General features: G+C 63.9%; 25 protein-coding genes and 1 tRNA gene. 9 read left to right on the forward strand and 17 right to left on the reverse strand.

Annotated features, from left to right (window positions below):
• The 4 genes from odhB (at position 1) to lpdA (ending at position 3,891) form a co-directional block, all read left to right on the forward strand.
• Entirely contained in the window at positions 1-1,530 is a 1,530-nt protein-coding gene (odhB, locus tag IV89_RS14465) for a 2-oxoglutarate dehydrogenase complex dihydrolipoyllysine-residue succinyltransferase (RefSeq protein ID WP_037943251.1), read from the forward strand.
• A 30-nt stretch (positions 1,531-1,560) separates the two neighbouring features.
• Positions 1,561-1,947 carry an MAPEG family protein gene (locus tag IV89_RS14470; protein ID WP_005851501.1) on the forward strand — a complete coding sequence of 129 codons (387 nt, stop codon included), beginning with the start codon at positions 1,561-1,563 and terminating at the stop codon, positions 1,945-1,947.
• Positions 1,948-1,959: 12 nt separating this feature from the next.
• Positions 1,960-2,355: an MAPEG family protein gene (locus IV89_RS14475; protein WP_005851499.1), complete on the forward strand. Its 396-nt coding sequence runs from the start codon at positions 1,960-1,962 to the stop codon at positions 2,353-2,355.
• Positions 2,356-2,502: 147 nt separating this feature from the next.
• Positions 2,503-3,891 carry a dihydrolipoyl dehydrogenase gene (lpdA, locus tag IV89_RS14480; protein WP_037943245.1) on the forward strand — a complete coding sequence of 463 codons (1,389 nt, stop codon included), beginning with the start codon at positions 2,503-2,505 and terminating at the stop codon, positions 3,889-3,891.
• Between the two features lie 110 nt (positions 3,892-4,001).
• Here lpdA and IV89_RS14485 read toward each other — a convergent pair whose 3' ends face one another.
• The 3 genes from IV89_RS14485 to IV89_RS14495 are packed head-to-tail and all read right to left on the reverse strand — an operon-like array spanning position 4,002 to position 6,312.
• Positions 4,002-4,733, reverse strand: coding sequence for a lysophospholipid acyltransferase family protein (locus IV89_RS14485; protein WP_037943244.1), 732 nt, complete (start codon positions 4,731-4,733; stop codon positions 4,002-4,004).
• Positions 4,733-5,638 (reverse strand): FtsX-like permease family protein, encoded by a 906-nt coding sequence (locus IV89_RS14490; RefSeq protein ID WP_051843895.1) that lies wholly within the window; start codon positions 5,636-5,638, stop codon positions 4,733-4,735. The genes IV89_RS14485 and IV89_RS14490 overlap by 1 nt, the downstream gene beginning before the upstream one ends.
• Complete coding sequence (locus IV89_RS14495; protein WP_037944903.1) at positions 5,635-6,312, reverse strand: ATP-binding cassette domain-containing protein; 678 nt, start codon at positions 6,310-6,312, stop codon at positions 5,635-5,637. Before IV89_RS14495 ends, IV89_RS14490 begins: the two co-directional genes overlap by 4 nt.
• Before the next feature lie 165 nt (positions 6,313-6,477).
• On the opposite strand from IV89_RS14495, the gene IV89_RS14500 reads away from it, so the two are divergent.
• Entirely contained in the window at positions 6,478-7,386 is a 909-nt protein-coding gene (locus tag IV89_RS14500) for a zinc-ribbon domain-containing protein (RefSeq protein ID WP_037943241.1), read from the forward strand.
• Between the two features lie 52 nt (positions 7,387-7,438).
• Here the strand turns inward: IV89_RS14500 and IV89_RS14505 are convergent, their stop codons facing one another.
• From IV89_RS14505 to argH, 5 genes are all read right to left on the reverse strand, one after another.
• The gene (locus IV89_RS14505) at positions 7,439-10,018 is read right to left on the reverse strand and encodes a TIGR02302 family protein (RefSeq protein ID WP_037943239.1); all 2,580 of its coding nucleotides are present in this window, start codon (positions 10,016-10,018) and stop codon (positions 7,439-7,441) included.
• Positions 10,019-10,057: 39 nt separating this feature from the next.
• Positions 10,058-11,323: a diaminopimelate decarboxylase gene (gene lysA / locus IV89_RS14510; protein ID WP_037943238.1), complete on the reverse strand. Its 1,266-nt coding sequence runs from the start codon at positions 11,321-11,323 to the stop codon at positions 10,058-10,060.
• 148 nt (positions 11,324-11,471) lie between these two features.
• Positions 11,472-11,675, reverse strand: a complete 204-nt coding sequence (locus IV89_RS14515) for a hypothetical protein (protein WP_037943236.1) — start codon at positions 11,673-11,675, stop codon at positions 11,472-11,474.
• Complete coding sequence (locus IV89_RS14520; protein ID WP_005851482.1) at positions 11,672-11,851, reverse strand: hypothetical protein; 180 nt, start codon at positions 11,849-11,851, stop codon at positions 11,672-11,674. Before IV89_RS14520 ends, IV89_RS14515 begins: the two co-directional genes overlap by 4 nt.
• Positions 11,848-13,239, reverse strand: coding sequence for an argininosuccinate lyase (gene argH / locus IV89_RS14525; RefSeq protein WP_037943234.1), 1,392 nt, complete (start codon positions 13,237-13,239; stop codon positions 11,848-11,850). The genes IV89_RS14520 and argH overlap by 4 nt, the downstream gene beginning before the upstream one ends.
• Positions 13,240-13,261: 22 nt before the next feature.
• Between argH and IV89_RS14530 the strand changes: the two genes are divergently transcribed.
• Positions 13,262-13,831 (forward strand): TlpA disulfide reductase family protein, encoded by a 570-nt coding sequence (locus IV89_RS14530; RefSeq protein ID WP_009826027.1) that lies wholly within the window; start codon positions 13,262-13,264, stop codon positions 13,829-13,831.
• Between the two features lie 33 nt (positions 13,832-13,864).
• On the opposite strand, the gene IV89_RS14535 is transcribed toward IV89_RS14530, so the two are convergent.
• Positions 13,865-14,938: a Hint domain-containing protein gene (locus tag IV89_RS14535; RefSeq protein ID WP_037943231.1), complete on the reverse strand. Its 1,074-nt coding sequence runs from the start codon at positions 14,936-14,938 to the stop codon at positions 13,865-13,867.
• Between the two features lie 93 nt (positions 14,939-15,031).
• Complete coding sequence (locus IV89_RS14540) at positions 15,032-15,949, reverse strand: lipid A-modifier LpxR family protein (RefSeq protein ID WP_037943229.1); 918 nt, start codon at positions 15,947-15,949, stop codon at positions 15,032-15,034.
• A 183-nt stretch (positions 15,950-16,132) separates the two neighbouring features.
• Between IV89_RS14540 and IV89_RS14545 the strand changes: the two genes are divergently transcribed.
• Positions 16,133-16,657, forward strand: a complete 525-nt coding sequence (locus IV89_RS14545; protein ID WP_174226595.1) for a winged helix DNA-binding protein — start codon at positions 16,133-16,135, stop codon at positions 16,655-16,657.
• Here the strand turns inward: IV89_RS14545 and eda are convergent.
• A complete protein-coding gene (gene eda / locus IV89_RS14550; protein ID WP_005851466.1) occupies positions 16,654-17,301 on the reverse strand; it encodes a bifunctional 4-hydroxy-2-oxoglutarate aldolase/2-dehydro-3-deoxy-phosphogluconate aldolase in 648 nt (215 codons plus the stop codon). The two genes, IV89_RS14545 and eda, sit on opposite strands and share 4 nt — an antisense overlap.
• Positions 17,302-17,322: 21 nt before the next feature.
• Positions 17,323-19,125 carry a phosphogluconate dehydratase gene (gene edd, locus IV89_RS14555; RefSeq protein WP_037943228.1) on the reverse strand — a complete coding sequence of 601 codons (1,803 nt, stop codon included), beginning with the start codon at positions 19,123-19,125 and terminating at the stop codon, positions 17,323-17,325.
• A gap of 169 nt (positions 19,126-19,294) precedes the next feature.
• Between edd and IV89_RS14560 the strand changes: the two genes are divergently transcribed.
• The gene (locus tag IV89_RS14560) at positions 19,295-20,170 is read left to right on the forward strand and encodes a BadF/BadG/BcrA/BcrD ATPase family protein (protein WP_037943226.1); all 876 of its coding nucleotides are present in this window, start codon (positions 19,295-19,297) and stop codon (positions 20,168-20,170) included.
• Positions 20,167-21,297, forward strand: coding sequence for an N-acetylglucosamine-6-phosphate deacetylase (gene nagA / locus IV89_RS14565; protein WP_037943223.1), 1,131 nt, complete (start codon positions 20,167-20,169; stop codon positions 21,295-21,297). The genes IV89_RS14560 and nagA overlap by 4 nt, the downstream gene beginning before the upstream one ends.
• A gap of 85 nt (positions 21,298-21,382) precedes the next feature.
• Here the strand turns inward: nagA and IV89_RS18650 are convergent, their stop codons facing one another.
• From IV89_RS18650 to selA, 5 genes are all read right to left on the reverse strand, one after another.
• Complete coding sequence (locus tag IV89_RS18650) at positions 21,383-21,904, reverse strand: UGSC family (seleno)protein (protein ID WP_258182285.1); 522 nt, start codon at positions 21,902-21,904, stop codon at positions 21,383-21,385.
• 24 nt (positions 21,905-21,928) lie between these two features.
• On the reverse strand, positions 21,929-23,518 hold the full coding sequence (locus IV89_RS14580; RefSeq protein WP_037943221.1) for a TlpA disulfide reductase family protein: 1,590 nt from the start codon (positions 23,516-23,518) through the stop codon (positions 21,929-21,931).
• Positions 23,519-23,581: 63 nt separating this feature from the next.
• Positions 23,582-23,676, reverse strand: a tRNA-Sec gene (locus IV89_RS14585).
• Between the two features lie 41 nt (positions 23,677-23,717).
• On the reverse strand, positions 23,718-25,589 hold the full coding sequence (gene selB / locus IV89_RS14590; protein ID WP_037943219.1) for a selenocysteine-specific translation elongation factor: 1,872 nt from the start codon (positions 25,587-25,589) through the stop codon (positions 23,718-23,720).
• Positions 25,586-26,977, reverse strand: coding sequence for an L-seryl-tRNA(Sec) selenium transferase (gene selA, locus IV89_RS14595; protein ID WP_081858768.1), 1,392 nt, complete (start codon positions 26,975-26,977; stop codon positions 25,586-25,588). Before selA ends, selB begins: the two co-directional genes overlap by 4 nt.

A 26,977-nucleotide genomic window follows, 5' to 3' on the forward strand; every position in this document is an offset into this window, starting at 1 on the left:
ATGACAAGCGAAGTACGCGTCCCTACCTTGGGTGAATCCGTAACCGAAGCGACCGTGGCAACATGGTTCAAAAAGCCCGGCGATAGCGTCGCAGTCGACGAAATGCTCTGCGAGCTGGAAACCGATAAGGTCACCGTCGAAGTGCCCTCCCCCGTGGCGGGCACTCTGGCCGATATCGTCGCCGCCGAAGGCGAAACCGTCGGCGTTGACGCGCTGCTGGCCAATATCTCCGAAGGGGATGCGGCCCCGGCGAAATCCGAAGCCCCCAAGGCGGTCGATGCTGGTGCCGAAGACGTGAAACCCCGCGACGCTGCGGATGATGTCGACGTCATGGTCCCCACCTTGGGCGAATCCGTGTCCGAGGCGACCGTCAGCACGTGGTTCAAGAACGTCGGTGACCACGTCGAAGCCGATGAAATGCTGTGCGAGCTGGAAACCGACAAGGTCAGCGTCGAAGTGCCCGCGCCGACATCGGGCACGCTGACCCAGATCATCGCCGAAGAAGGCAGCACGGTCGAGGCCAACGGCAAGCTCGCCGTGATCAGCCAAGGCGAAGGCGGCAGCGCAAGCAAACCCGCCGATGATACCGCTGAACCCAAAGCGGGCGGTCAGGTCCCTGCCCCCGGCAACGCGCCCTCGGGCGATGTCGAAGACGCGCCTTCCGCCAAGAAAGCCATGGCCGAAGCCGGCATCAGCCGCGATCAGGTCACCGGCACAGGCCGTGACGGACGTGTGATGAAGGAAGACGTGGCCAAGGCCGTTGCCGCTGGCAAGAACGCGTCAAAACCTGCCGCAGCCGCGCCACGCGCCCCATCGGCCCCCCAGGACGCCGCCCGCGAGGAACGCGTCAAGATGACCCGTCTGCGCCAGACCATCGCGAAACGTCTGAAAGACAGCCAGAACACCGCCGCCATGCTCACGACCTATAACGAGGTCGACATGACAGAGATCATGGCCCTTCGGAACGAATACAAAGACCTGTTCCTGAAAAAGCACGGCGTCAAACTCGGCTTCATGTCCTTCTTCACCAAGGCCTGTATCCACGCCCTGAACGAAGTGCCCGAAGTGAATGCCGAAATCGACGGCACCGATGTGGTCTACAAGAACTACGTCAACATGGGCATCGCGGCCGGCACACCCACCGGTCTGGTCGTGCCCGTGGTCAAGGACGCGCAAGCGATGTCCTTTGCCGACATCGAAAAGGAAATCGGTGAACTGGGGGCCAAGGCCCGCGACGGCAAACTCTCCATGGCGGAAATGCAGGGCGGCACGTTCACTATCTCTAACGGTGGTGTCTATGGCTCGCTGATGTCCTCGCCGATCCTGAACCCGCCACAATCGGGTATCCTCGGGATGCACAAGATTCAGGACCGCCCGATGGCAATCAATGGTCAGGTCGTGATCCGTCCGATGATGTATCTGGCGCTCAGCTATGACCACCGCATCGTGGACGGCAAAGGTGCCGTGACCTTCCTCGTCCGCGTGAAAGAAGCGCTCGAAGACCCACGCCGCCTGCTGATGGACCTGTAACCCACCACACCCACCGCCCAGAAAGGACAAATGATGACAGAGACCACGATACTCGCCGCCTATGGCCTGCTCGTTATGCTGACAATCTTGCTTCAGGTTCTGGGCGGTGCGCAACAACTCAGCCTGGGCTATCTGCTCTCGTCGCGCGACGAGGACCGGTCGATGACCGGCATGACGGCCCGGCTTAAACGCGCATTGGACAACTCCATCGTGGCAATGGCGCTCTTTGCCCCGGCGGTGCTGATCCTCGAAATGCTGGACCGCACCAATGCCACGTCCCTGCTGGCCGCGCAGGTCTTCCTCATCGCGCGGATCATCTATCTGCCGGTCTATGCGCTTGGCGTGCCCGCGATCCGGACCCTCGCATGGCTGGCGGGCTTTGCCGCCACCGCCATTCTCTATTTCCTCGCGCTATAGCGGACCGCCAAGATGACACCCGAACTCACTGTTCTGACCCTCGCGGCGCTGCTTCAGGTCGTGACCTTTGTGGCCTATGCGATCCCTGCCAACCGCGAGGTCGGCCCCGGCTACACCATGTCCGCGCGCGACCGAGAACCGTCGAAATCGCTCTCTGACAGGACCGCCCGTCTGGGCCGCGCCTTCAACAATATGTTCGAAGCGCTGGCGCTTTTCGCCGTCGCCGTCGTGGTGCTGCAGATGTCCGGCCAGAACACGACCTACACCGCCATTCTCGCATGGATCTTCCTCGCGGCCCGCGTCGCCTATGTGCCAGCCTATGCGCTTGGCCTGCGTCCCGGACGCTCGCTGATCTGGGCCGTTGGCCTGGGTGCTACGGTGCTGATGCTGCTGGCCGCGCTGTTTTGATCTTCCAAATGGCATAGATCCCGGGGGCGTGCGCTTGCACACGGGGGCAGCGCCCCCTAGCCTTGACCACAACACGCCCCGCCCCTTCATGCCTGAACGCCACCTCTTCTACTCTACCCCAATTCCCGACCACCAAGGAGACCTTCCATGTCCAGCTACGATGTCATCATCATCGGCTCCGGCCCCGGCGGCTATGTATCCGCCATCCGCTGCGCCCAACTGGGCCTCAAAACCGCCTGTGTCGAGGGCCGCGAGACGTTGGGCGGCACCTGCCTGAACGTCGGCTGTATCCCGTCCAAGGCGCTGCTGCATGCCACGCATATGCTGCACGAAGCCGAACACAACTTTGCCGATATGGGCCTCAAGGGCAAAAGCCCTTCGGTCGATTGGGCGCAGATGCAGACCTACAAACAGAACACGATCGACACCAACACCAAGGGGATCGAGTTCCTGTTCAAGAAGAACAAGATCGACTGGATCAAAGGCTGGGCCACCATCCCCGAAGCCGGCAAGGTCAAGGTCGGCGACGAGATCCACGAGGCCAAGAACATCATCATCGCCACAGGGTCCGAACCCTCTGCCCTTCCCGGTGTCGAGGTTGACGAAAAGGTCGTCGTCACCTCCACTGGTGCACTGTCGCTGAACAAGATCCCGAAAAAGCTGGTCGTGATCGGCGCGGGCGTCATCGGGCTCGAACTCGGCTCTGTCTACGCGCGTTTGGGGGCCGAGGTGACCGTTGTCGAATATCTCGATGCGATCACCCCCGGCATGGATGGCGAAGTGCAGAAGAACTTTATGCGCATCCTGAAAAAGCAGGGCGTCAACTTTGTCATGGGTGCCGCCGTACAAGGCACCGAAGCCTCCAAGACCAAAGCCAAGGTGACCTACAAGCTGCGCAAGGATGACAGCGAACACACGCTTGACGCCGATGTTGTTCTTGTCTCCACAGGCCGCAAGCCGTTCCACGACGGTCTGGGCCTTGAAGGTCTGGGCGTCGAGCTGACCAAACGCGGCCAGATCGCGGTAAGCGACACCTGGGAAACCTCGGTCAAAGGCATCTACGCCATCGGCGACGTCATTGAAGGCCCGATGCTGGCGCATAAGGCCGAAGACGAAGGCATGGCCGCAGCAGAGGTCGTGGCGGGCAAACATGGCCACGTGAACTATGGCGTGATCCCCGGCGTGATCTACACCCACCCCGAGGTTGCCAATGTCGGTGCCACCGAAGAGCAGCTGAAAGAAGCAGGCCGCGCCTATAAGGTCGGCAAATTCAGCTTTATGGGCAACGCCCGTGCCAAGGCCGTCTTCGCGGGCGAAGGCTTCGTCAAGCTGATCGCCGACAAGGAAACCGACCGCATCCTCGGCGCGCATATCATCGGCCCCGGCGCAGGCGATCTGATTCACGAGGTCTGCGTTGCGATGGAATTCGGAGCCTCTGCCGAGGATCTGGCGATGACCTGCCACGCGCACCCGACCTACTCCGAAGCGGTCCGCGAAGCGGCGCTGGCCTGTGGCGATGGCCCGATCCACATGTAAGGCAGCCGACTGCATCGAAACGACAAAGGGTGGACCGTTTGGCCCACCCTTTTTTGTGTTCTAACCGTCGTGCTCTATCCGTCGTGCGCGCCGATCGGTATGGGAAGCGCCTAGCTCGGTTGAGGGGCTTTGAACCCCGCCTCGGCCAAGAGCGCGTCCGACCGTGTCTCGACCGTTTCTTCAAGCCGTTTCATGAAGGCGGCCCGCTCCAACCCCGGCGCGATGGGGGTCAGGAACTCGACCACTGCCACACCCGGACGCCGGTACAGCCCGCGCCGTGGCCAGAAGTAACCCGCGTTGGTGGCGACGGGGACGCAAGGCTGGTTCATCTGCTCGTACAGTGCGGCAGTGCCTGCCTTATAGGGGACCGACAGGCCGGGCGCGACGCGTGTGCCCTGCGAATAGATGACAAGCTGGCCCGGTTCGGCCTCGCCCGCTTTGACATCGGCCAGCATCTTGGAAATCGCCGCGCCACGTTTGCCACGGTTCACCGCGACCATTTGCATGCGCTTGGCATATTGCCCGATCACCGGGGTCATCAGGATCTCGCGTTTCATGATAAATTTCGCGCGCGGCAGAATGTGAAAGATCATCAGGATATCAAGGAAAGACTGATGTTTGGCAGCGACCAACACGGCCCCGTCCGGCACGTCGCCCCGCACCTCGCACCGCAACCCGACGATGACCTTCGCCATCCACATGGTCCCCGCCGCATAGGCCTTGCACGCCGCATAGGCCCCCCGCCGCGAGAACATCGCCCAAGGCGCGTAAAGCAGCCCCAAAAGCGGCATATAGACCGTGGCCAGCACGATGAAGGTCAACGATCGTATCCACTGCAACATTATGCGAGTTCCTTTAATGTACGGCGCGCGGCCGCCCCTGTGGCCGCAAAGGCGACACCACCGGACAGAAACGGGATCACCAGCGGCACAACCCAGTGCCAGCCCTGAAAGCCTAAACCCGTCAGAAAGCCCGCCGCGTCAGCGGTGCTTGGCAACAGCAGTATCGCCAGCAGCCCGACCCCCGTGCCCGCCGCAGCGCCGGTCAGCGCACGCAGGGTGAAACGCCGGATAAAGGCCTGCGCGATATAGCTGTCGGTCGCGCCCACCAGACGCAAAACGGCAATGACCTGAGCGTTGGCCGACAGCGCCGCATTGGCGGCAAGTGTCACCATCGCGGCCAGCGTCGCGATGATCAGGATCATGGAGACCCAGCCCAGAAGCTTCAGCCGCGACGCGGCCTTGACCAGCGGCGCGCGCCAGCGGCTGTGATTGTCCAGAACCGCCCCTGGCACCTCTGCCGCGAGACGCAGGCGCAGGCCATCGGCGTCCATGCCGTCGTCCTCTTCGATGATCTCGATCAGGCGGGGCACCGGCAGGGCATCAATGGCCAGTTCTGGACCGAACCAGGGGGCCAGCAGGGATTGCTGCTCTTCATCCGTGAGGGCGCGGGCTGTGGCGACGCCTTTGGTCGTCTCGAGGATGCGCAAAGCGGCCTCGGTCTGGGCGCTGCGCTGGTCGATAGGGGCCACAACACGGATCGTCGCGGTGCGTGCCAGCTCTTGCCCCCAGATATTCGCCAACCGTCCCGACGCCAGCGACAGCGCCAGCGCAAAGACCGCCAGAAACGCCATTGTTCCCGCGGCAAACAAGGTCAACTGCGCGGTAAATCCCGACGGCGGCACCACACGGTCCGCCTGACGGTCGCCGTTCCACAGCGCGGTCAGCGCAATGCGCAACATCTTCATAGATCCGCCCCCGCCAGCTGGATGCGCCGGTTGGCGATACGCAAAACGCGCGCCTGCACCTGCGCCTTGGTGGCACGGATCAGCCCCAGATCGTGGGTCGCGATCAACACGGTCTTGCCCATGCGGTTCAGTTCTACCAGCAGGCGAAGCAGGCGCTGCGACATTTCCCAATCGACGTTGCCGGTGGGTTCATCTGCAAGCACCACATCTGGCGACATGATCACCGCACGGGCCAGCGCCGCACGCTGGCGCTCACCGCCCGACAGCTCTGGCGGCAGGGCATCGGCGCGGCTGCTCAGCCCGACCCACGACAGCAGCTCAAGCAGGTCGTCCCCGCCGGTTTCCGCATGGCGGCCCGACACGGTCAGCGGCAAACCGATGTTTTCGGCAACCGGCAAATGGTTCAGGAATTGGCAATCTTGGTGCACCACACCGACACGTCGCCGGATCATCGCGATATCATCGCGGTCCATCGCACGCACGTCCTTGCCAAACAACGACACATGCCCCGCCGTGGGCAGCAGCGCGCCATAGCAGAGCTTCATCAAAGTGGTCTTGCCAGAGCCGGACGGACCCGTCAGAAAATGGAACGACCCCGGCGCCAGCTTGACCGAGATATCGGACAAAAGCTCGCCCCCGCCATAGCTGTAGGCCACGTTTTCAAACTCGATCACACGCATATCCCGCTTGGTTTGAACTGTTGTGCCCCAGCACCGCTTGGGTTTCAATGCACCCCGGCGCAGCCATTGCATGAAGATTGCACTTTTCCTACGGTTTTCTAGGACATAAGGTTGATCTGACGTGAAAACGAAGAGGTTTCCAATGGTTCGGGGCGCAACATGAGACTGATCTGTCCCAATTGCGATGCGCAGTACGAGGTCCCGGACGAGGTGATGCCCTCTTCCGGTCGCGATGTGCAATGTTCGAACTGTGGCCAGACCTGGTTCCAGCACCACCCCGATTTCCCCCCTCTCGATGACGAGGACGACAGCAGGATCAGCACGGTTTCCGCCGCTCTGTCCGCGCGCGAGGATGCGGATAATGGCGTCGTGCCCGAACGCGATGTAGATTCGCCCGCCCCAGCAAGCCCGCCCGAGCCCGACGAAGACGCAGCGGAAGCCCCCGACGCGGGCGAACCCGCGCATCCCGCCCCGCCACCGCGCAAGCAGCTTGACCCTTCGGTCGCCGATATTCTCCGGCAAGAGGCCGAGGCGGAACAAGAAGCCCGCCGTCGTCGTCAGGCTCAGACCCTTGAAAGCCAGCCTGATCTGGGGCTTGAAGAAGCAGACCAACCCAGCGAAAGCGATCGCGCGCAGCAGGCCAAGGCCCGCATGTCTCGTCTGCGCGGCGAAGAGCAGCACCGCGCTGCCGAGACCACAGCCGCCGCGGCGGCCGTTGCATCGCGCCGCGAATTGCTGCCCGATATCGAAGAGATCAACTCCACCCTGCGCACCGGATCAGAACGGCGCGTCATCCCGAACACGGGCGCAGACGCCGGGCGCGATACCCATGCGGACACGAAACAGCGTAGCGGGTTCAGCCGCGGGTTCGTGCTGATTGTCGCGCTCGCCTCTGTGCTGGTGCTGCTATACGTCTTTTCGCCGCAAATCTCGGAGGCGGTTCCCGCGCTGCGCCCCTATCTTGCGCTTTACGTCGCGCAGGTGGACAGCGCGCGCCAATGGCTGGACGAGATGTTGCAATCAACGCTGCAATGGCTGGATGCACGGGCGTCGCAGTCGGGCAGCTAAAACGGATCGGGCCCGTCCTTTTGGCGGCCCCGTCCTTGCGTCATCAATCCTATCAGAAGCGGTCCAGCAGACGGCGCAGGTAGTCGCGTTCGACCTCCGGCCGCGTCGCCTCGCCCGAGCGGCGACGGATCTCGTCCAGCAGTTCACGCGCGCGGCCATAGGCGTCATTGTCCAGCGCCAGATCACCCTCTGACCCCTGCGCGCCATTCGCCCCCTGCTCGCGCCCTAAAGGGTCCGTGTTTTCGGCACGGCGGTTGCCCTGCGCGGTGCCTTGCCCTGGCTCGGACGCCTGCTGATCCTGTTCCATCGCCTCGCCCAAGGCGCGCATACCCTCGCGCAGCGCTTCCATCGCCTGCGACTGGTTATCGATCGCTTCGGCCAGATCGTCGCGGCGCAAAGCCTCTTCGGCGCCGTCCATCGCGCGGCCGGCACGGTCCAGCGCATCGCGCGCGGCATCACCTTCGGGGGTGCCGCCACCGGGCAGACGCCCTTCCTGACGGCGCAGCTCATCGCGCAGCGCTTGCTGACGGTCGGCGATCGATCCCTGTCCCTGCCCCGGTTCGCCCTGGCCCGGCTGCTGCCCCGGTTGGCCGGGCTGGTTGCCCTCCTGTTGCGGGCCGGGTTGCTGGCCCTGGTCCTGCCCCTGTTGCTGGCCGTCATCGGCATTGGGGTTGAACCTGTCCTGCAAATCGCGGAACGCCTGATCGCTTAGCTCTTGCTGCTCACGCAGGCTATCGGCCAGCCCCTCCATCGCCTGTTCACCCTCGGATTGCCCACCTTCGCCCGGCTGGCCTTGGGTAACACGCATGTTCTCCATCATCTCTTGCAGTTCGCGCAGTGCCTGTTCGGCCTCGGCCATGCGGCCCTGCTCCATCAGTTCCTGAATCCGGTCCATCATGCGCTGCAGGTCGTCCTGCGTCATCTGCATGGTCTCGCCCTGCTGGCCTTGCTGCTGGTCGCCGTTCTCACCTTCTTGCGCCTGTTGGCGTTGCAACTGGCGCATATAGTCGTCGGTGGCGCGGCGCAGCTCTTCCATCAGCTCTGCGATCTCGGCGTCCGAGGCACCGTTCTTCATCGCCTCTTGCAAACGCTCCTGTGCGCGGCGCATCCGGTCCAGCGCATCGGCCAGCACGCCTTCCTCCAGTTCAATCGCCAGATCCCACAGATCATCCGCGATCTCGGTCTGCACCTCGTCGGACAAACCATAGCGGGCGCGAATTTCGATCCGTTCAATCAGCCGCCGCAAGCGCAGCGCCGCCGTGTCAGAGCGGAACACATCCTCCGGACGATAGGACACCGCCCGCAAAACCTGCGCGAGGGTGTCGGCGTTGCCCTTTGCCCACAGCAGATCGCGCCGTTGTTCAATGACGGCCGCCGCCAGCGGATCGAAAAAGCGCCGTCCCGGCAGGGTCATCTGCGTTGGCGGGGTGGTCGCCTGTTGTTCCGACGCATCCAGCACGCTCAGCGTGACCGTGACCGGCAGGTTGGCCCAAGGATGTTTGGAAAAATCGTCGATCAGGTTCTCTTCGAAATCGCGGCGGTCCCCGGCAATGGGCAGCGACAGCGGCACGATCATCTCGGCCCGCGGGTCAGGGTCAATCGCCAGCCCATAGCGGCGGTCCACAGCGGCCAGATCCAGATCGATCCGCGCCTCGCCCGCTTCTACGCCATAGTCGTCCCGCGCCACAAAGGGCAGTTGCATCTCGCCAAGGGCGGTCACCTCGGGCGGGCCTGCAATCTCGACCTGCGGTTTGGCGTCGGGCAGCATCGTCACGTCCCACGCGCGCCCGTTCGGCCCGTCGATGGCGATTTGTCCGCTTTGGCTGACTTTGAAATCCTGCACGATGGCGGGGGTGTCCCCCTCTGGCTGAGAGTGGCCCGAGACGGTCTCGGTGACCGACAGCGCGCCCACTTCGCCATACATGCGCAGGGTGATCAGCGTGCCCGCAGGCAGGTTCAGCGGCCCCTCCGCAAGGTCGGACAAATACAGCGTCGGCTTGCCGGTATAGCGCGGCGGCTCTGCCCAGCCTTCCCAGACCGGACCGGAGGCCAAAGCCCCCCCGCCCGCCGTCAGACCCGCAACCGACCCGATGCGCAGCACCGACCCAAAGACCAGCGCCGTAACGAAAGCCAGCAGCGCGACATAGCGCAGGGCAAAAGGATCACGGCGCGCGATGCGCAAGTCCGCGGGCACCGCCTGCGCAGCGGCGGCACGGGCGGCCATGCGGCGCTGATGCGCCTGCCACACCGCAGCAGAGGCATCATCCCCCGTGCCGATCGCCTGCACATCCATCAGCGCCTGAATGGGGCGTCCGGGCAGGCTGGCGTCAAGGCGGGTCAGCGCCTCTATCCGGCGGGGGATGCGTAAATGCCGCAGCGCATAGACCAGCCCCCCGACAGCGGCCAGCGTCACCGCCACGACAGCGCCGGTCACGACGGACATCGGAACGCTATCGTGCAGCCCCAGCATCAGCACCGCCAGAACAACCAGCACCAAGGCGATCAGCGGCCAGAACGCCTGCACCAACACCTCGGCCCAGATACCGGCCCAGGTCAGACGCAGGGGCCAACGGATCGACTTGAGACCCTGCTCGGGCGAGTGGTCGTCATCCTTGGCGGTGAAAAACGTCATGCGGGCCCTGCTTTCAAAAGCCGGACACGCAAGGCGCGGTCACAGCCATTCAGGAATGGTATCGCGATTTATCATTTCGTCAAAGGTCGGGCGTCGGCGGATAACCGCAAATTGATCGCCATGGACCAGCACCTCGGGGATCAGCGCACGAGAGTTGTATTCGCTGGCCATCACCGCGCCATAGGCACCGGCACTGCGGAAGGCCACCAGATCGCCCGCCGCCAGCTTTGGCATCATGCGCTGCTTGGCAAAGGTATCACCGGATTCGCAGACCGGCCCGACGATGTCATAGGGCTGCTGCTCGGCCCCTGCTTCGGCTTCGACGACGGGGATGATATCGTGATGGGCTTCGTACATGGCGGGGCGGATCAGGTCGTTCATCGCACCGTCGATGATCAGGAAATCGCGGCCCTCGCCGGATTTGACATAGATCACCTCGCTCACCATGAGGCCGGCGTTGCCCGCGATCAGGCGGCCCGGCTCGATCTCGATCTCGCAGCCCAGGTGGCCAAGCGTCTTTTGCACCATCGCGCCGTAATCCGTGGGCAGCGGCGGGGCGGCATTGCTACGCTCATAGGGGATTCCCAGCCCGCCGCCCAAATCCAGACGACGGATGGTATGCCCGTCGGCGCGCAGCTGCTCTGTCAGTTCGGCAACCTTCTGGTACGCCAGTTCGAACGGCGTCAAATCGGTCAGCTGGCTGCCGATGTGCACATCGATGCCCACGACCTCTAGGCCCGGCATCGCGGCGGCCATGCGGTAGACCTCGCGGGCGCGGGCAATGGGGATACCGAATTTATTCTCGGACTTGCCCGTCGCGATCTTGGCATGGGTTTTGGCGTCGACATCGGGGTTCACGCGGATGGTGATCGGCGCGACCTTGTCCATCGACCGTGCGACGGCGTCCAGCACCTCCATCTCGGGTTCGGATTCGACGTTGAACTGGCGGATGCCGCCCTCAAGCGCGAGCCGGATTTCCGACACGGTCTTGCCCACGCCCGAGAACACGATCTTGTCGCCGGGCACGCCTGCCGCCTTGGCACGCAGGTATTCCCCCGCCGACACCACATCCATGCCCGCCCCCGCCTGCGCGAGCGTTTTCAGAACCGCTTGGTTCGAGTTCGCCTTCATCGCGTAGCAGACCAGATGGTCCATCCCGTCCAGCGCATCGTCAAAAGCCTTGAAGTGGCGCAACAGCGTGGCGGTTGAATAGACGTAAAAGGGTGTGCCGACCGCGGCTGCGATCTCGGAGATGGCGACATCCTCGGCGAACAGCGCGCCATCGCGGTACAGGAAATGGTCCATAGTTTCAGGCTCCTAAGCTTTTCCCGCCGAAAGCTGCCGGCGATCGTTTACGGGCGGCGGACCGCAGGGACAGGCATCGCGGCAGACCACAGCTTACCCCAATACCAAAGGCGGCGGGAATGGCAATCAGCGCCACCCGCCCCGCCGATCAGAATGTCTTGGAAACGCCCACATCCACATGCCCCGAGATATGCACACCGGGCTCATAGTTGCTGCGATGCTTGCGGGTGGCGGTATCCGTCGCGGGGGTATAGGCGCGGCTGTCATGGGCAGACGGCGCATGGCGTTGCGCGCTGTCACAGCCCGCCAGCACCGCCAGTGCAACCACGGCCAGCACCGCCGCGCGGATCACAGCGCCGCCCCCAGACCCAGCCGGAACGGGCCGCGGCCAAGGGTGACGCCAGTGCCCACCGACATGCCGGAGGACGACAGCGTCACCGTGCTATTGACCTGCGGCGGCACGGGTTCCCCGTCCACACCACAGGCGGCGAGAGTCAGCAACAAGGCAATAGCAGCAACGGGTTTCATCCGATGATCCCTTTCCAGCGGGCCACCTGCGCGCGCACCTGTGCGGGCGCAGTGCCCCCGTAAGACATACGCGAATTGACGGAATTTTCCACGCCCAAAACGTCAAAGACATCTACCGTGATGTCGCCATGGGCCGATTGCATCTGTTCCAGCGTCAGGTCCGGCAGGTCGCAGCCGTTCTGTTCGGCCAATGCCACCAGCGATCCGGTGATGTGATGCGCATCGCGGAACGGCAGCCCCAGCACGCGGACCAGCCAATCGGCCAGATCGGTCGCGGTGGAAAAGCCCGATCCCGCCGCCGCAGCAAGGCTTTCGCGGTTGGCGGACATATCCTTGACCATGCCTTCCATCGCGGCCAGTGCCAGCATCAGGTTGTCCGCGGCGTCAAAGACCTGTTCCTTGTCTTCCTGCATATCCTTGGAATAGGCCAGCGGCAGCCCCTTCATCACCATCATCAGGGCCACATTGGCCCCCATGATCCGACCGATCTTGGCGCGGATCAACTCTGCCGCGTCGGGGTTCTTTTTCTGCGGCATGATGCTCGACCCGGTCGAGAAACGGTCCGACAGGGTCACGAAACGGAACTGCGCCGAGGACCAGATCACCAGCTCTTCGGCGAAACGGCTCAGGTGCATGGCGCAGATCGACGCAGCGCTCAGGAACTCAAGCGCAAAGTCACGGTCGCTGACCGCGTCCAGCGAATTGGCGGCCGGACGGTCAAAGCCAAGTGCCTGTGCGGTCATGTCGCGGTCGATCGGAAAGGACGTGCCCGCAAGCGCAGCCGCGCCCAAAGGCGATTCATTCATCCGTGCCCGTGCGTCGCGCATCCGGCTCAGATCGCGGCCAAACATCTCGACATAGGCCATCATGTGGTGGCCCCAAGTGACCGGCTGCGCGGTCTGCAAATGGGTGAAACCGGGCATGACCCAATCGGCTCCGGCCTCTGCCTGACCCAGCAAGGCCTTGATCAACGCCAACAATCCGCTTTCGGCGGCGTCGAACTGGTCGCGGGTCCACAGTTTGAAATCGGTCGCGACCTGATCGTTGCGCGACCGGCCCGTGTGCAGACGGCCTGCGGGTTCGCCGATCACCTCTTTCAGGCGCGCCTCGACGTTCATGTGGATGTCTTCCAGCGCGGTCGAATAGGCAAATGTCCCGCCCTCAATCTCTGACAACACCGTGAGCAACCCTTTCCGAATGGCGTCGGCATCGCTATCACTAATGATGTCTTGTGCAGCCAACATGGCAGCATGGGCACGCGACCCGGCAATGTCCTGGGCGGCCATACGCTGGTCAAACGAGATCGAGGCGTTGATCGCCTCCATGATCGCGTCTGGTCCGGCGGCAAAACGGCCACCCCACATTTTGTTCGAAGTCGTATCGGTCATCAGGCAACCCCTCGGAGGGAAAATGAAAAAGATTATGCTCGCGCTCGTTTATACGGCCCTTGCCCTTGGTGCAAACCCCAGCTTTGGGCAAAGCGCCGACATCAAGCCCCTGCGCGACGGTGATATGAAGAAACTGGTCGTGCACGATTCCCCCGTTGCCACCTCCTCTGTCGCGTTCCAGCTTGAGGATGACGGCGGCGAGACCACGCTTGAGGCGTGGCAGGGCAAATATGTGCTGATCAACTTCTGGGCCACGTGGTGCGCGCCCTGCCGCAAGGAAATGCCGCAGCTGAACGCGCTGCAAAAGGAATTCGGCGGCGATGATTTCGAAGTGCTGACCATCGCCACGGGCCGCAACACGCCCGACGGGATCAAACGGTTCTTTGCGGATGCGGGCGTCGATAGCCTGCCACGCCACCAAGACCCGAAACAGGCGCTGGCCAGTCAGATGGGCATTTTCGGCCTGCCGATCACCGTGATCATGGACCCCGAGGGACGTGAAATCGCACGCCTGCGCGGTGATGCGGATTGGTCGAGCGACAGCGCAAAAGCCATCGTGCAGGCATTGATCGCGGGCAAGGCAGACAGCTAGGCCCGCCCCAAGAAAGCAGGCGATCCGGCAGCGTCAGGCGGCGTGCGCGAGGATCGCCGCTTCGGACATCGACAGATTACGCCGCGCATAGCCGCCATAGGTATGCGGATCAAAGGCGATCTGCGGAAACTGGTCCAGCAGCCGCGCGCGGTCCGTCGCGTCCAATGTCTCTAGCGCGGCAGAGGCAGGGTGAAAGCTTTCCGTCTCTACGCCGTTGGCCCAAAGCACCTCGTGGAAATCGAGCAGGAGGTGGATATAGGTCACCTCGCGCGCATGGGCATCGATGGTGACACTGCGCCCGTTCACCAGATCCCGCGCGGTGACAAGCACCTCGTCCGTGTTGAACAAGTCATGGGCGACACGCCCCTTTACCAGCATCCGGTGGCTGGGCGACACCAGCAGATCCGCGTCAGGCTGAGCATCCCCCAAAGCACCGGCGCGAAACCGGATGGGCCGCAGCTGCGGCATCGCGAACAATCGCGCCCCGCTCATCCGGCGGCTACCGATCCAGCGCACGGGTTGCAGGCCATTGTCTTTCGTCTGGACGTGATCGCCCTCGCGCAGTTGTTCGATCCGGCGCGCGCCATCGGCGGTGCGGATCATCGTGCCGGGGGTAAAGCAGATGACGCCGCTGCTGTATTGCGCCGCCCGATCCGCCGCGGCGGTATTCAATGTATGCGCGACGACCCACAGATCGGTATTGCGCGGCGGCAGCGCGTCAAGGAACATCAGCAGCGGCTGGCTGCCCTGACCGACCTCGATCACTGTCACCAGATAGGTCTGCGCACCGTCGGTAACGGTAAAGCTGTTGTCCATCAACGGGGTGTCGCGGTCACTGGCGAAAGACCGGTGCGGCGGCGTGGTGCCGTCCAGGGCGGCCCCGACCAAACGATGCACCATCCGCGCAGCCCGTCTGCGCAGATCCCCTGCCTCGTCCGCCTGATCCAGCCGCAACACGTCATTCGGCCCGTCAACGCGAATTGAATCGCCCCGCCATGCCCAGGCTGCCCCCACCTTGAGGGATTGCACCGGTGCGGCATCCAGCCCGTCTATTTCTGTCTGCGACCAGCTTATGACAAACGTGCCTCGAAAGCCCGTTTTGACCACTGTTCGTGCCTCGTCGTATTATTATTGCCCCAAGGCTATCAAAACCGTTCCCCGCTGGAAAGAACGAATCACCCTATGCACGGGGCCTGCGCGTCAGAAGTCGATCTTGATGCGTACAGAGCCGACAAGCTGGTGATCGGGCTGCGTCTCGTATTCCTTGCCCAGCCACGTCAGACCATAGAACGCCGAGGCCCGCTTGCCCTGCCAATGCACCCCGGCACGCACACGATCGCGGCGCGGGGTCAGGTCATAGCCACGATCCGACGGCAGGAACACACTGTCGCTGACGCGCGCGATATCGGCCCCAACGACAAAGCCAAAGCCCGTGGCGTCGCGGTGCTGCACCACGCGGTAACGCTGGCCGGTGGTGCTGTCGCGCACCAACATTTCCCCGCGTGTGATATCGCCAAAGGTCAGGTCGAAGCCCGCGCGAACGAATGTCTCTATCCCCGCCTGCCCTTCGACAAAGGGGCGCAGGCTTGTCCGCGCGCCAATCGGAAAGCTGCGCCCGATCTCGACCAGAACCGTGGGGTGAAAGCCGTTTTCGATCTGGTTATCCAACACCCGATCAGAGGGCGAGGTCGCGTCGATGATGTCGTGAATGCCCCGTTGCAGATCATCCAGATGGGTCTGTGGACCGGTGGCGTAGATCGCGGCCCCGACCGAATATTCCACAGCATCGCGTTCGAAATGGGTGTGCATTCCGACGGACAGGGCACCGGCCCATGGGCGCGATCCGGCTTGCGGGCGACGCAGGTTCGCGGGGGAGAATACCTCTACCCCCAAACGCAGCTCGATCAACTGCCCAAAGCGGTCCGGCAAGCGCCCCGTCCACTCAGGCCCCCAGACGCGGGACGACACATAGGCGCCCGTGCGCTCGCGGTCGCGAAACTCTCCGATGGAATCATTGGAAATCAGACGGCCATAGCCAAGGCGTTCCCGCTCTGCCGCCTGCGCACCCACGGGCAAAAGCAAAAGCGCGGCCAATACCGGCACAAGAAATCGCAGCATCGTCACTCCTATCGCAATGGCTGTAAGGGTCGGCACCCGTTGCCCCTTTGCTACCGCGCCCTGCCGCGTCGCGCTATCCTTGGTACATTTTTCTCGGGCGGCGTGTCCTTGGCGCACAGACGGATTGCGCGATACCGACAATTCGCTAACATAACGACAGTGAAAACCAGCCTTGAGGCACTGATGTCAGACCCAAAATCGCACCCGTCCCGCCGTATCGTTTCGTCCCGTCACCTTGCCGAGGGCGAAGGATGGGAAGCGTCCGAGCTCGAATACGGGATGATCATCGCCTACAACGCCTTCTCGCGCTGGATGTCGCGCTGCATGGCGGCGGCAGGCAATGCCGATCTGACCCCGTTGGAAATTCTGGTGCTGCACAACACCAACCACCGAGACCGTGAAAAACGGCTGACGGACATCTGCTTTCTGCTAAATATCGAAGATACGCATACGGTGAACTACGCGCTGCGCAAACTGCTGAAATCCGGCCTGCTAGAGGCCGAGAAACGCGGCAAAGAAGTGTTCTATCGCACCTCCGCCAGCGGGGCCGAGCTAATAGAGACCTACCGCGCGGTGCGCAACACCTGCCTGATCGACAGCATGGGGCGCACCGATATCAAAGGCGACGACCTGCGCGAGATCGCGGCGCAGCTACGCGCGATCTCGGGTCAGTATGATCAGGCCAGTCGCGCGGCGGCGTCGCTTTAACCGCGGCTGCCTAGGGTACTGGCGGCGCGGGCCAGTTCGGTGATCGCCGCCCAATCGCCCTTGCGCATCAGATTGTCCGGCGCGACCCAGCTGCCGCCCGCGCACACCACATTGGGCAGCGACAGGTAGCTTTCCGCATTGGCAGGGCTCACGCCGCCCGTGGGGCAGAACCGCACCTGAGGCAGTGGCGAGGACAGCGATTTCAGGAAGGGTGCCCCACCCGCAGCTTCAGCGGGGAAGAACTTGAGCATATCATAGCCGCGTTCATAAAGACGCATCGCCTCTGACGCGGTGGCAGCACCGGGCAACATCGGCAGGCCCAGATCTTCGGCCGCTTGCAGCAGTTTATCCGTGGCACCGGGCGACACCCCAAAGGTCGCGCCCGCATCCACCGCACGTTTGACATCATCGGGGGTGAGCAACGTGCCCGCCCCGACAACGCCGCCTTCGACTTTTGCCATCTCGGCAATGACCTCAAGCGCGGCATCAGTGCGCAGCGTCACCTCTAGCGCGGGCAATCCGCCTGCAACCAAAGCTTCGGCCAGGGGGCGGGCGTGCAGTGCGTCATGCACCACCAGGACCGGCACGATGGGGGCACGTTTACAGATGGCATAGGCAGCGGCGCTGGCGTCTTGCGGGGTCATCGGATCATCCTCTGGTCAGGTTCAAATGCTGCTGGCGCCGGTATCAGCCGCGCCAACCGTGTTGCGGAAAGTGGCAAACAGCTCGCGCCCCTGCCCGTATTCATTGCCCGACAGATCAGCCGTGGCAACCGGGCGATCCATCGCGCCGGGGGTCAGGACCGTCAGCTGCCCGTCGCGGGCGTCGACGCGCACGATATCACCGTCTTGCAAACGTGCAATCGGCCCGCCGTCCACCGCTTCGGGACACACGTGGATCGCGCTCAACACCTTGCCCGAGGCACCGGACATACGCCCGTCGGTGACCAGCGCCACCTTCAGCCCGCGCGCCTGCAGGTTCGCCAGCACCGGCGTCAGGCTGTGCAATTCGGGCATGCCGTTGGCCTTGGGCCCCTGAAAACGCACGACAACGATGACATCCTCGTTGAACTCACCATTGCGATAGGCGTCTTTCACGCTTTCCTGATCATGGAACACGCGGATCGGGGCTTCGACGATGTGATGCTCCGGCTTCACGGCAGAGACTTTGGTGACCGCATTGCCAAGGTTCCCCGCCAGACGTTTCAACCCGCCGGTGGGCTGGAAAGGATCGCCAATGGGGCGCACGATCTTTTCGTTCAGCGTCTCGGTCGGGCCTGCGACCCATTCGACGGCGCCATCCTTCAGCTTGGGGTCTTGGGTGTAGCGCGACAGCCCGTCGCCCGCGATGGTCTTGACCTCGTCATGTAGCAAGCCGCCCGCCATGAGCTGACCGATCATAAAGCCCAAGCCCCCCGCCGCGTGGAAGTGGTTCACATCGGCCAAGCCGTTCGGATAGACCCGCGCCAGCAGCGGTGTGACATCGGCAAGGTCAGAGAAATCCTGCCAGTCCAGCACGATCCCACCGGCCCGCGCCATCGCGACAAGGTGGATCAGCAGGTTGGTCGACCCGCCTGTCGCATGCAGGCCGACGATGCCGTTCACATAGGCTTTTTCGTCCAGCACATCGCAAACGGGTGTGTATTCATTGCCCAGATGGCTGATCGCCAGCGCCCGCTGCGTCCCCGCAACGGTCAGCGCATCACGCAGGGGCGTATTGGGGTTCACAAAGGACGCGCCGGGCAGGTGCAGGCCCATGAACTCCATCAACATCTGGTTGGTGTTGGCGGTGCCATAGAAGGTGCAGGTGCCCGGCCCGTGATAGGCCGCCATCTCCGACGCCATCAGCTCTTCGCGCGTGGCCTCGCCTGCGGCGAATTTCTGGCGCACGATCGCTTTCTCGTCGTTGGAGATACCCGAGGTCATCGGCCCCGCAGGCAGGAACACCGCCGGCAGATGCCCGAAAGCCTGCGCCGCGATCACCAGACCGGGCACGATCTTGTCACAGACCCCCAGATAGATCGCGGAATCGAAAGTGTTGTGGCTAAGCCCGACACCCGCCGCCATGGCGATGATGTCGCGCGAAAACAGGCTCAGCTCCATCCCCGGGGTGCCTTGGGTCACGCCGTCACACATCGCAGGCACGCCGCCTGCAACCTGTGCCGTCCCGCCTGCCGCACGCGCGGTGTCGCGGATCAGGGTCGGAAAGCGTTCGAACGGCTGGTGCGCCGAGAGCATGTCATTATAAGTCGTGATAATCCCGATATTGCCCGCCGATTGCGTCGCCAGCGCGGCTTGGTCCTGCCCCGCACCGGCATAGGCATGCGCCTGCCCGCTGCACGAAAGATGCGCCCGCGCCGGCCCTTCCTCGGCGGCGCGGCGCATCCGCGCCAGATAGGCCCCCCGGCTTGGCGCGCTGCGTTCGATGATCCGGTCGGTGACACGGGCTACGGTATCGTTCAACATCATGCTTTCCTTCGTGACGTGGGTGGGCCTAAGGGCCTTCCTACAAAGACGTGAGTATGTTAGCGCTAACTTATCACGCGCATGTGCCATTTGCAAACCCGTTGCGACCATGGGTAAAACGAATGGCGAAAATTGTCTTTCCCCGCCAAAACAGGTGCCCTAAACAATTCGGATGACACAAATAGACCCTCCTTTCCTGATCGGCGTTGACGGAGGCGGCACCGGTTGCCGCGCCGCTGTTGCCACCCCCGATGGCCGTATCCTTGCCGAAGGCAAAGGCGGGCGGGCGAATGTCAGCACCGATTGCGCCACCGCGATCGACAGCGTGCTGACCGCGACGCGCAACGCGATAGAGAGCGCCGGTCTGGATGTCGCCGACATGCCCCGTGCCGTGGCTCATCTGGGGCTTGCGGGATACACGGGGCCGGAAATGGGCCCGCGCGTGCAGGCGGGTCTGCCCTTTGCCAAATCCGTCGTGACCGAAGACACCACCACCACCATCGTCGGTGCCGTCGGAGAGCAGGACTGCCACCTGATCGCCCTTGGCACCGGCACCATCGTGGGCCGCCAAAAGGCCGGCGTGCAGACCTGTATCGGCGGCTGGTGTTATCAGGTCTCGGATCAGGCGTCGGGCGCGTGGCTGGGGCATGGCGTGCTGGAGCAGACCTTGCTCGTCGTTGACGGGATCACCCCCGCCAGCCCCCTGTCGCAGCAGATGCTGGATAAATTCGGCGGTGGCGCGGGCATCGTGCAGTTCAGCCTCAAGGCGCGGCCCGGCGATTTCGCCACCCTTGCCCCCGATGTGGTACAGGCCGCCGCGGCGGGCGACAGCATCGGACGGGCGCTGATGGCAAGAGGGGCCGATTACCTGACCCGCGCCCTGATCGCGCTAGACCACCAGCCCGGCGGCCCGCTGTGCCTGACCGGCGGCGTCGGCCCCCATTACGCCGCCTATCTGCCCGACACGCAGACCGCCCATCTGGTCGAAACCAAAGGCCGCGCACTGGATGGGGCCGTCGCACTGGCCCTGCGCGCCGCGCGGGCATGACCGCCCCCCTCACCGCCTATACCGGCGCGCGCATTTTTGACGGGCACGATCTGCTGACCGGTCACGCGCTTGTGGTGCACCCCGACGGCATCCCGCGCATCACGCCCCTGACCGCGCTGCCGACGGGGGCCAAAACCCGGAGGCTGAACGGGGGCATCCTCTCCCCCGGGTTTGTGGATTTGCAAGTGAACGGCGGGGGCGGCGTGATGCTCAATAGCGCGCCCGATCTGGACACGCTGCGCGCGATGGCCGCCGCGCACCGACGGCTTGGCACCCGCGCATTTCTTCCCACGTTGATCACCGACACCCCCGCCCATAGCCGCGCCGCCATCGCCGCCGTGGCAGAGGCGTTGCACCTGGGCATGCCGGGTATTGTAGGGCTCCACCTTGAAGGGCCGCATCTGAGCGTTGCCCGCAAAGGTGCCCATGACGGCAGCCTGATCCGCCCCCTGTCTGACGATGATATGGCGATGCTGACAGATGCCGTGGCCCGGATCCCGAACCTGATGATGACCCTCGCCCCCGAAAACGCCACCCCCGATCAGATCGCGGCGCTGACGCAGGCGGGCGTGCTGGTGTCGCTGGGCCATAGTGATTGCGACTATGACACCGCCATGCGCGCCTTCGACGCCGGTGCCCGCATGGCGACGCATCTGTTCAACGCCATGAGCCAAGCCAACGCGCGCAGCCCGGGGCTGGTGGGGGCGGCGCTTGATCATCCGCGCGTGGCATCCGGCCTGATTGCCGACGGGGTGCATGTACATCCGGCCATGATCCGCACCGCACTTGCCGCCAATCGCGGCGCGGCAGAGGTGTTTCTGGTGACCGACGCGATGGCGACTGGCGGCTCTGATATCACCAGCTTCACCCTGAACGACCGCGAGATCCTGCGCCGCGACGGACGGTTGACGCTGGCCGACGGAACGCTGGCCGGGGCCGACCTGACCCTGCTGCAAGCCGTGCGCTATATGCACAACACCGTGGGCGAGCCGTTAGAGCGGGCACTGGCCCGTGCCACAGTAATCCCTGCGCAACTGCTGGCGCACCCACCCGAAGCGGACAGCGTCGATGCGATGATCTGGATCAACGACGACCTGTCAGAGCTGCACTGGCTGACCGAGCTGTAACCCTCGCCACCCCATGCTCACGAAAAAGGCGGCGCAGGTTTCCCGCGCCGCCCTATGTCTTTTGCGTCTATGTCTTTCACGTCAGTCACGCGTCGCGCAACGCCCCGATGATCTGGTCGAACGCCTCACGCGCCTTGGCGCGCATTTCGTCGTCCGTGGCATCCTGAATAGGATGCGGCACCAGCACATAGCGCGCGCCCTCCATGCCTAAGGCCTTGCGCTGCGTTTCAGCGGCTTGGCCAAACACGCTTGAAGCGATGGAAACAGACGGGATCCCCTGGATTTCAAACCAGACTGTATCGTGCATACTGCACGTGGTACATGATCCTCAGTCCGCCAGCCCTTCGACCAGAAAGTCGCATTCATCGCGGATCTGGTGGCGCAGCGTGTCGGGGCACGGCTTGGCGAAAGTCGGCTTGGTATAGTGCCGGATCTCAACGCCGGGTGCGTTTTCGGTCAACAACCTGTCCAGTTCATCCAGCAGGATATTGCCGCGCGGCTTGCTGATGTTCAGCAGCCCGACAACCCCCTGCACCGAACCGGACCGTTCGCTGATCTGACGCGCGACGGGGACACGTTCGTCCGTCGGGTCAAGAATTATTGTCATTCACGTCCTCCTCTGCTGTGAAAGCTAGCCTAGATCGATCTTTCTGGAAACGGAAATCGACCCCACTTCGCCCGTGGCCCACCCGTGGAACGCGGACGAGAATTTTCCCGCATCGCCACCGGCCACGACGATATGGATATATTCCTTGCTCGCAAATTTAGGGGCCAACTGCGCCAGTTTTTCCGGCCCCATGCGTTCCGCGTCCGCCACGGGGATACCCGCGCCCGAATGGTCATCCTGCACCATGTCCGACAAGGGGCGCGCCGTGACCTCTTGGATACGGTCGCGCAGCCGGTCTTTGGAATAGGGGCCATCGACGGTCAGCGTGTGGATATGCTCGGGGCAGACCACCAACAGCGCGTCAATCGGCAGGTTGTGCATCTTCGGCAGGAACACCCCTTCAAGCCCCTGCCCCAACGACCCCGCGATCTGGTCCGGCTTGCGCGAGGTCTGGTCCACCAGATGCACCGGCCCGCCCGTCATGGCAAAGACAGTCACGACCGAATCCTCCGCCTTGAACCCGCGTTCTACATGCAGCGGCTCCCACGGCGAGGCCGCCTCGTTCTCCGCAAAGCACATGGTGTATTTCATCGGATTGCCCAGGACAGACCGTTCGACCCCGCCCGTGGTCGCCCCGCCGACATTGCGGATGATCAGCCGCAGCGCGCGCCCGATGGTGGCATTGGCACGGTTCCCCGCGCCCAAAGCGCCCAAGCCGCCGTTCATCCCGATCTTGTCCACGATCGGCCCGTTCACGACCATGACCGTCGCCGCGCCCATCGTCGTGGCGGTGACCCCGTGGACGTTGAATTCATCCGTGCAGACAGCTTCGACGGCTGCGATCACCACGGGCAGATATTCAGGCTTACACCCCGCCATCACCGCATTGATCGCGATCTTTTCGACCGTGGCGATACCCATATTCGGCGGCACTGTGGCGATGACATCCTGCGGATCACGATGCGTCCCTTCCAACATGCGGATCACCCGTTCGGGCGTCGGCGGCACCAAGGGCAACCCGTCCGAGAAGCCCTGATCGAACATGAATTCCGCCATGTCATCGCCGCTGGCGACCTCTACCTTGCGGGCGCGCAGACGGCTGCCTTCGGCCTCTGCCCGCAGCGCGTCGTAGACCTCGGGGGCAAAGTGTTTCGACCCGCATCCCGGACGCCAGGCGGGCAGGCTGTCCCAATCGATCTGCGCCGCAGCTTTGCCCGTCGCACGGGCCATCTGGTCGGACAATGCCTGCCAGTCATCGCGCACGAAGCCTTCAAAGTGGGTCACGACAGCGCCGCTTTCATCAATCCAGTAGAGCGCGGGCACGATCTCGAAATCCCAGTCGAACGAGGTCTTGCAGCCCGCATCCTCAAGCACCGGCATGGTCAGCCCGTGGCGCTGCGCGAAATCGCCGTTCTTCTCGCCGGATTGCCCGGGCACCAGAAACCGCACCGCATCGCCATAAGCCTGCGACAGCGCCTGCAGCACCGGCCCCGCGATATTGCAGGTCTCGCAATCCTCTTTCACGAAACAGACCAGCGCAGGGCCCGTGCCGTCAAAAAAGTGGGCCGCGCCTTGCAGATCCTTCAGGGTAAATTCCGGTTTCCGATCACTCATGTCGCCCCCTCCCAAGTATGCCGCTGCATACTGTGGGGGATCGTCAGGCATGTCCAGACAGCTTGGCGGAGACGGATGGGAATCGAACCCACCACACGCCGTATCGACGCGTCCATGGTTTTGAAGACCAGGGAAGCCACCAGACTCCGGTCGTCTCCGCATTGCCACACCGTAGCCCTGCCGCAGGGCAAGCGAAAGCCTAATGCGCCTGCGGCGCGATCTGGCGCGTGTCACCAATCCGCAGGGTCATGCCTAGCGCATCCAGATGCTCAAGCAGCGGCACGATGAACTTGCGGGTGGTGCCCAAGGCGGTGCGCGCTGCGCTGGTGGTAAAGGCCGTGGGCGGGGGGAAGCTTGCCGCAAGGCTCCGCTGCGCTTGGCCGATGGTCGCCGCGTGAAACACAACCTGCTGTTTCAACGCGATATTCGCCAAGGACACCAACCGCCCCTGCGCCACCATCAGCGCGATCAGATCCGCGTCATCAGGCGCATCGAACTGCCGCACATCCGGGGGGGAGGTGCCACCTGCGCGCATCCTCTCTTCGATCTCGGTCAGGCGGGCAAGCTGTTGCGGGGCCAGGGCTGCAAAGGGGTCATGCCGTGCGAGACTGACCAAACCGTCGCGCAAAACAACCTCTCCACCCCTGTGCAACTCAGCTTGGGCAAAGGGCACCAAACCCCGCAGTGGTGTCACCTGTTGCAGCATCGAAAGCGCCGCCCCCTGCTTGATCGGGTGGTCAGCGTGAAAGCGCTGCAAAGCCGCCACCACCGCCGTCTGCACCGTGGCGAGGTCGTCGGCCAGCGCGATATGTTCCGGCGCTAGCCGCACAACGCCCGTGGGCAGCGCAGCCGTCGCATCGCAGCGCGCCAACCGGACAAGATCAGACCACAGCGCCACCCCGCGCCCCTGCGCACAAAGCGCTGCGGCAAGGGCGGTACCGTCCTGCTGCTGTGCCGCCTGCATCACCGCCAACCGCCGTCTGTCGCCCGCCCCGACTGCCGTGGCCTGCGGGTCAAGGATCACCGCGCCCGCCAACGTCGCCGCAGGGGAAAGCTGACGCAACACCGCCGCCTGCCCCGCGAACCCCACCACGGGGCGTTTGAAGCGCAGCTGCCCCAGCCCCGCGTCCCCCGGCGCGATCTGGCCACCGCCCATCAGCCGCAGGGTCGCGACCTCATGCGCCGTGCCCCACAGCACGCGCAAATCCTGCATGTGTTTGACCGGTCGCGGTGCCGTGTCAGCGACGGTCAAACACACATCCATACAAAGCGTCGCCCCCTGCCCGCCCGTACAGATCACATCGCCGCGGGCAATATCCTCTAGCGCGATACCGCGCAGGTTCACCGCGACCCGCTCTCCCGCCGTGACCCTCTCCTGCGCCGCGCCGCGTGCTTGCAGGCCACGTACCACCGTGGCCGCACCGCTTGGCTGCACGGTCAACGCTTCGCCAACCGCCAACGCGCCGCCAAGCAGCGTGCCCGTCACCACCGTTCCGCGTCCCGCCAGTGTGAAGGCGCGGTCCACCGGCAGGAACGCCCCCATCGGCGCGGCCCGCGCGGGCAAAGCGTTGAACCGCCGCGCCAAGACCTGCCGCAGATGATCCGTCCCGCCAGCGGTCGTGGCCGAACAGGGCACCAGTTCGGCCCCGGTAACGCCTTGCGCGGCAAGGGCATCCGCAATTTCCACCAGACGTGCGGGCAATGCTGCCTCGGGGATCAAATCCACTTTGGTCACCGCGACCACCGCCACGGGCACCTGCAACAGTCTTGCGATCTGCACATGCTCGCGCGTTTGCGCCGCGACGCCCTCCACGGCCGAGACGACCAGCATCGCGCCCTGCGCGCCGCTGGCACCCGACACCATGGTGCGGATGAAATCCTCGTGCCCCGGCGCGTCAATCAGGTCAAGCGTCCAACCCGCCATCTCGCAATGGGCAAAGCCTAGCGCGATCGACAGGCCACGGGCTTTTTCCTCGGCCAGCCGGTCCGTCTCCATCCCCGTGAGCCCGCGCACCAGCGCCGTCTTGCCATGATCCACATGGCCGATCACGATCACGCAGGCCGATGTCATATGGCGGCGATCGCGCCCAGCGCCGCGACGACATCGGGTAGCTCGTCATCCGTTACCGTGCGCATGTCCAGCCACAGCTTGCCCTGATGGATACGCCCGACAATGGGCACCCCCCCGCCCCGTAAACGATCCCCAAGGGTTTCAGCAGACAGCGCGGCAGAGGCCACGACGACACTGAAACTGTCCAGATCCTGCTGCGGCAGCGACCCGCCGCCGACATAGGCGGCTGACGCCATCACCTCAACATCCACCCCCTTCACCGCAGCGAGGGAACCCGCGAGCCTTTGCGCCCGCGCCTCTACCTCTGCCAAAGGCTGCGAGAGCGCACGCAAGACCGGCACCCGCGCCAGCGGATCATGGGGCGGCAGGTACAGACGCAAGGTCGCCTCGAGCGCGGCCAGCGACAGCTTGTCGATGCGCAACGCCCGCAGCAACGGGTGCTTGCGCAGCCCCGCGATAATATCCGCCCGTCCCGCGATGATCCCCGCCTGCGGCCCACCAAGCAGCTTGTCGCCCGAGAACATGACCAGATCGACACCCGCTTTGAGGATATCCGCCACCACGGGTTCGTCGCGCAGCCCAAAGGGGGCAAGGTCAATCAGCACGCCGCTGCCCAGATCTTCCATCAGGATCAGATCCCGCTCCGCCGCCAGTTGCGCCAAATCTGTGCGGGACGGGGCAGAGGTGAAGCCCACAATGCGAAAGTTGCTGGTGTGGCTTTTCAACAGAACCGCCGTATCCCCGTCCACCGCATCGGCATAATCACTAAGCCGCGTTTTATTGGTGGCACCCACCTCTTTCAGCTCTGCACCGCTTTGCGCGATCACATCGGGCAGACGGAAAGACCCGCCAATCTCGACCAGCTCCCCGCGCGATGCGATCACCTTGCGCCCCGCGGCGGTGCCCATCAGGGCCAAGACAACCGCCGCGGCGCAGTTGTTCACGATCAGCGCCGCCTCTGCGCCCGTCAACTGGCAGATCAGCGCCTCGGCATGGTCATAGCGCGACCCGCGCTTGCCGGTTTTTAGGTTCAGCTCAAGGTTCGAAGGCCGCGCACCGATCTGGTCCATCGCCTGCAGCGCCTCGGGGGCAAGGCGGGCGCGGCCCAGATTGGTGTGGATGATGATACCCGTGGCATTGATGACAGGGCGCAGGTTCGGCCGGCGGGCTGCCTTTATCCGGTCGGCAATTCTATGGGCAAAGGGTTCACTGGCGAAATCGGGCAAATCGACCACCCCGCCGCCCCGAATATCACGGCGCAGCTGGTCGAGCGTTTCGCGCAGGGCGCGGCGCACCTCGTCGTGGCTGTAGGTCGCAACCAAAGACGCGACATGCGGTTGCTGCAACAGCGTATCGATCTGTGGCAAATGTCTAAGCTGGCTGTTCAC

This window comes from Sulfitobacter sp. CB2047, assembly GCF_000735125.2.
GTDB classification, from domain to species: domain Bacteria; phylum Pseudomonadota; class Alphaproteobacteria; order Rhodobacterales; family Rhodobacteraceae; genus Sulfitobacter; species Sulfitobacter pontiacus.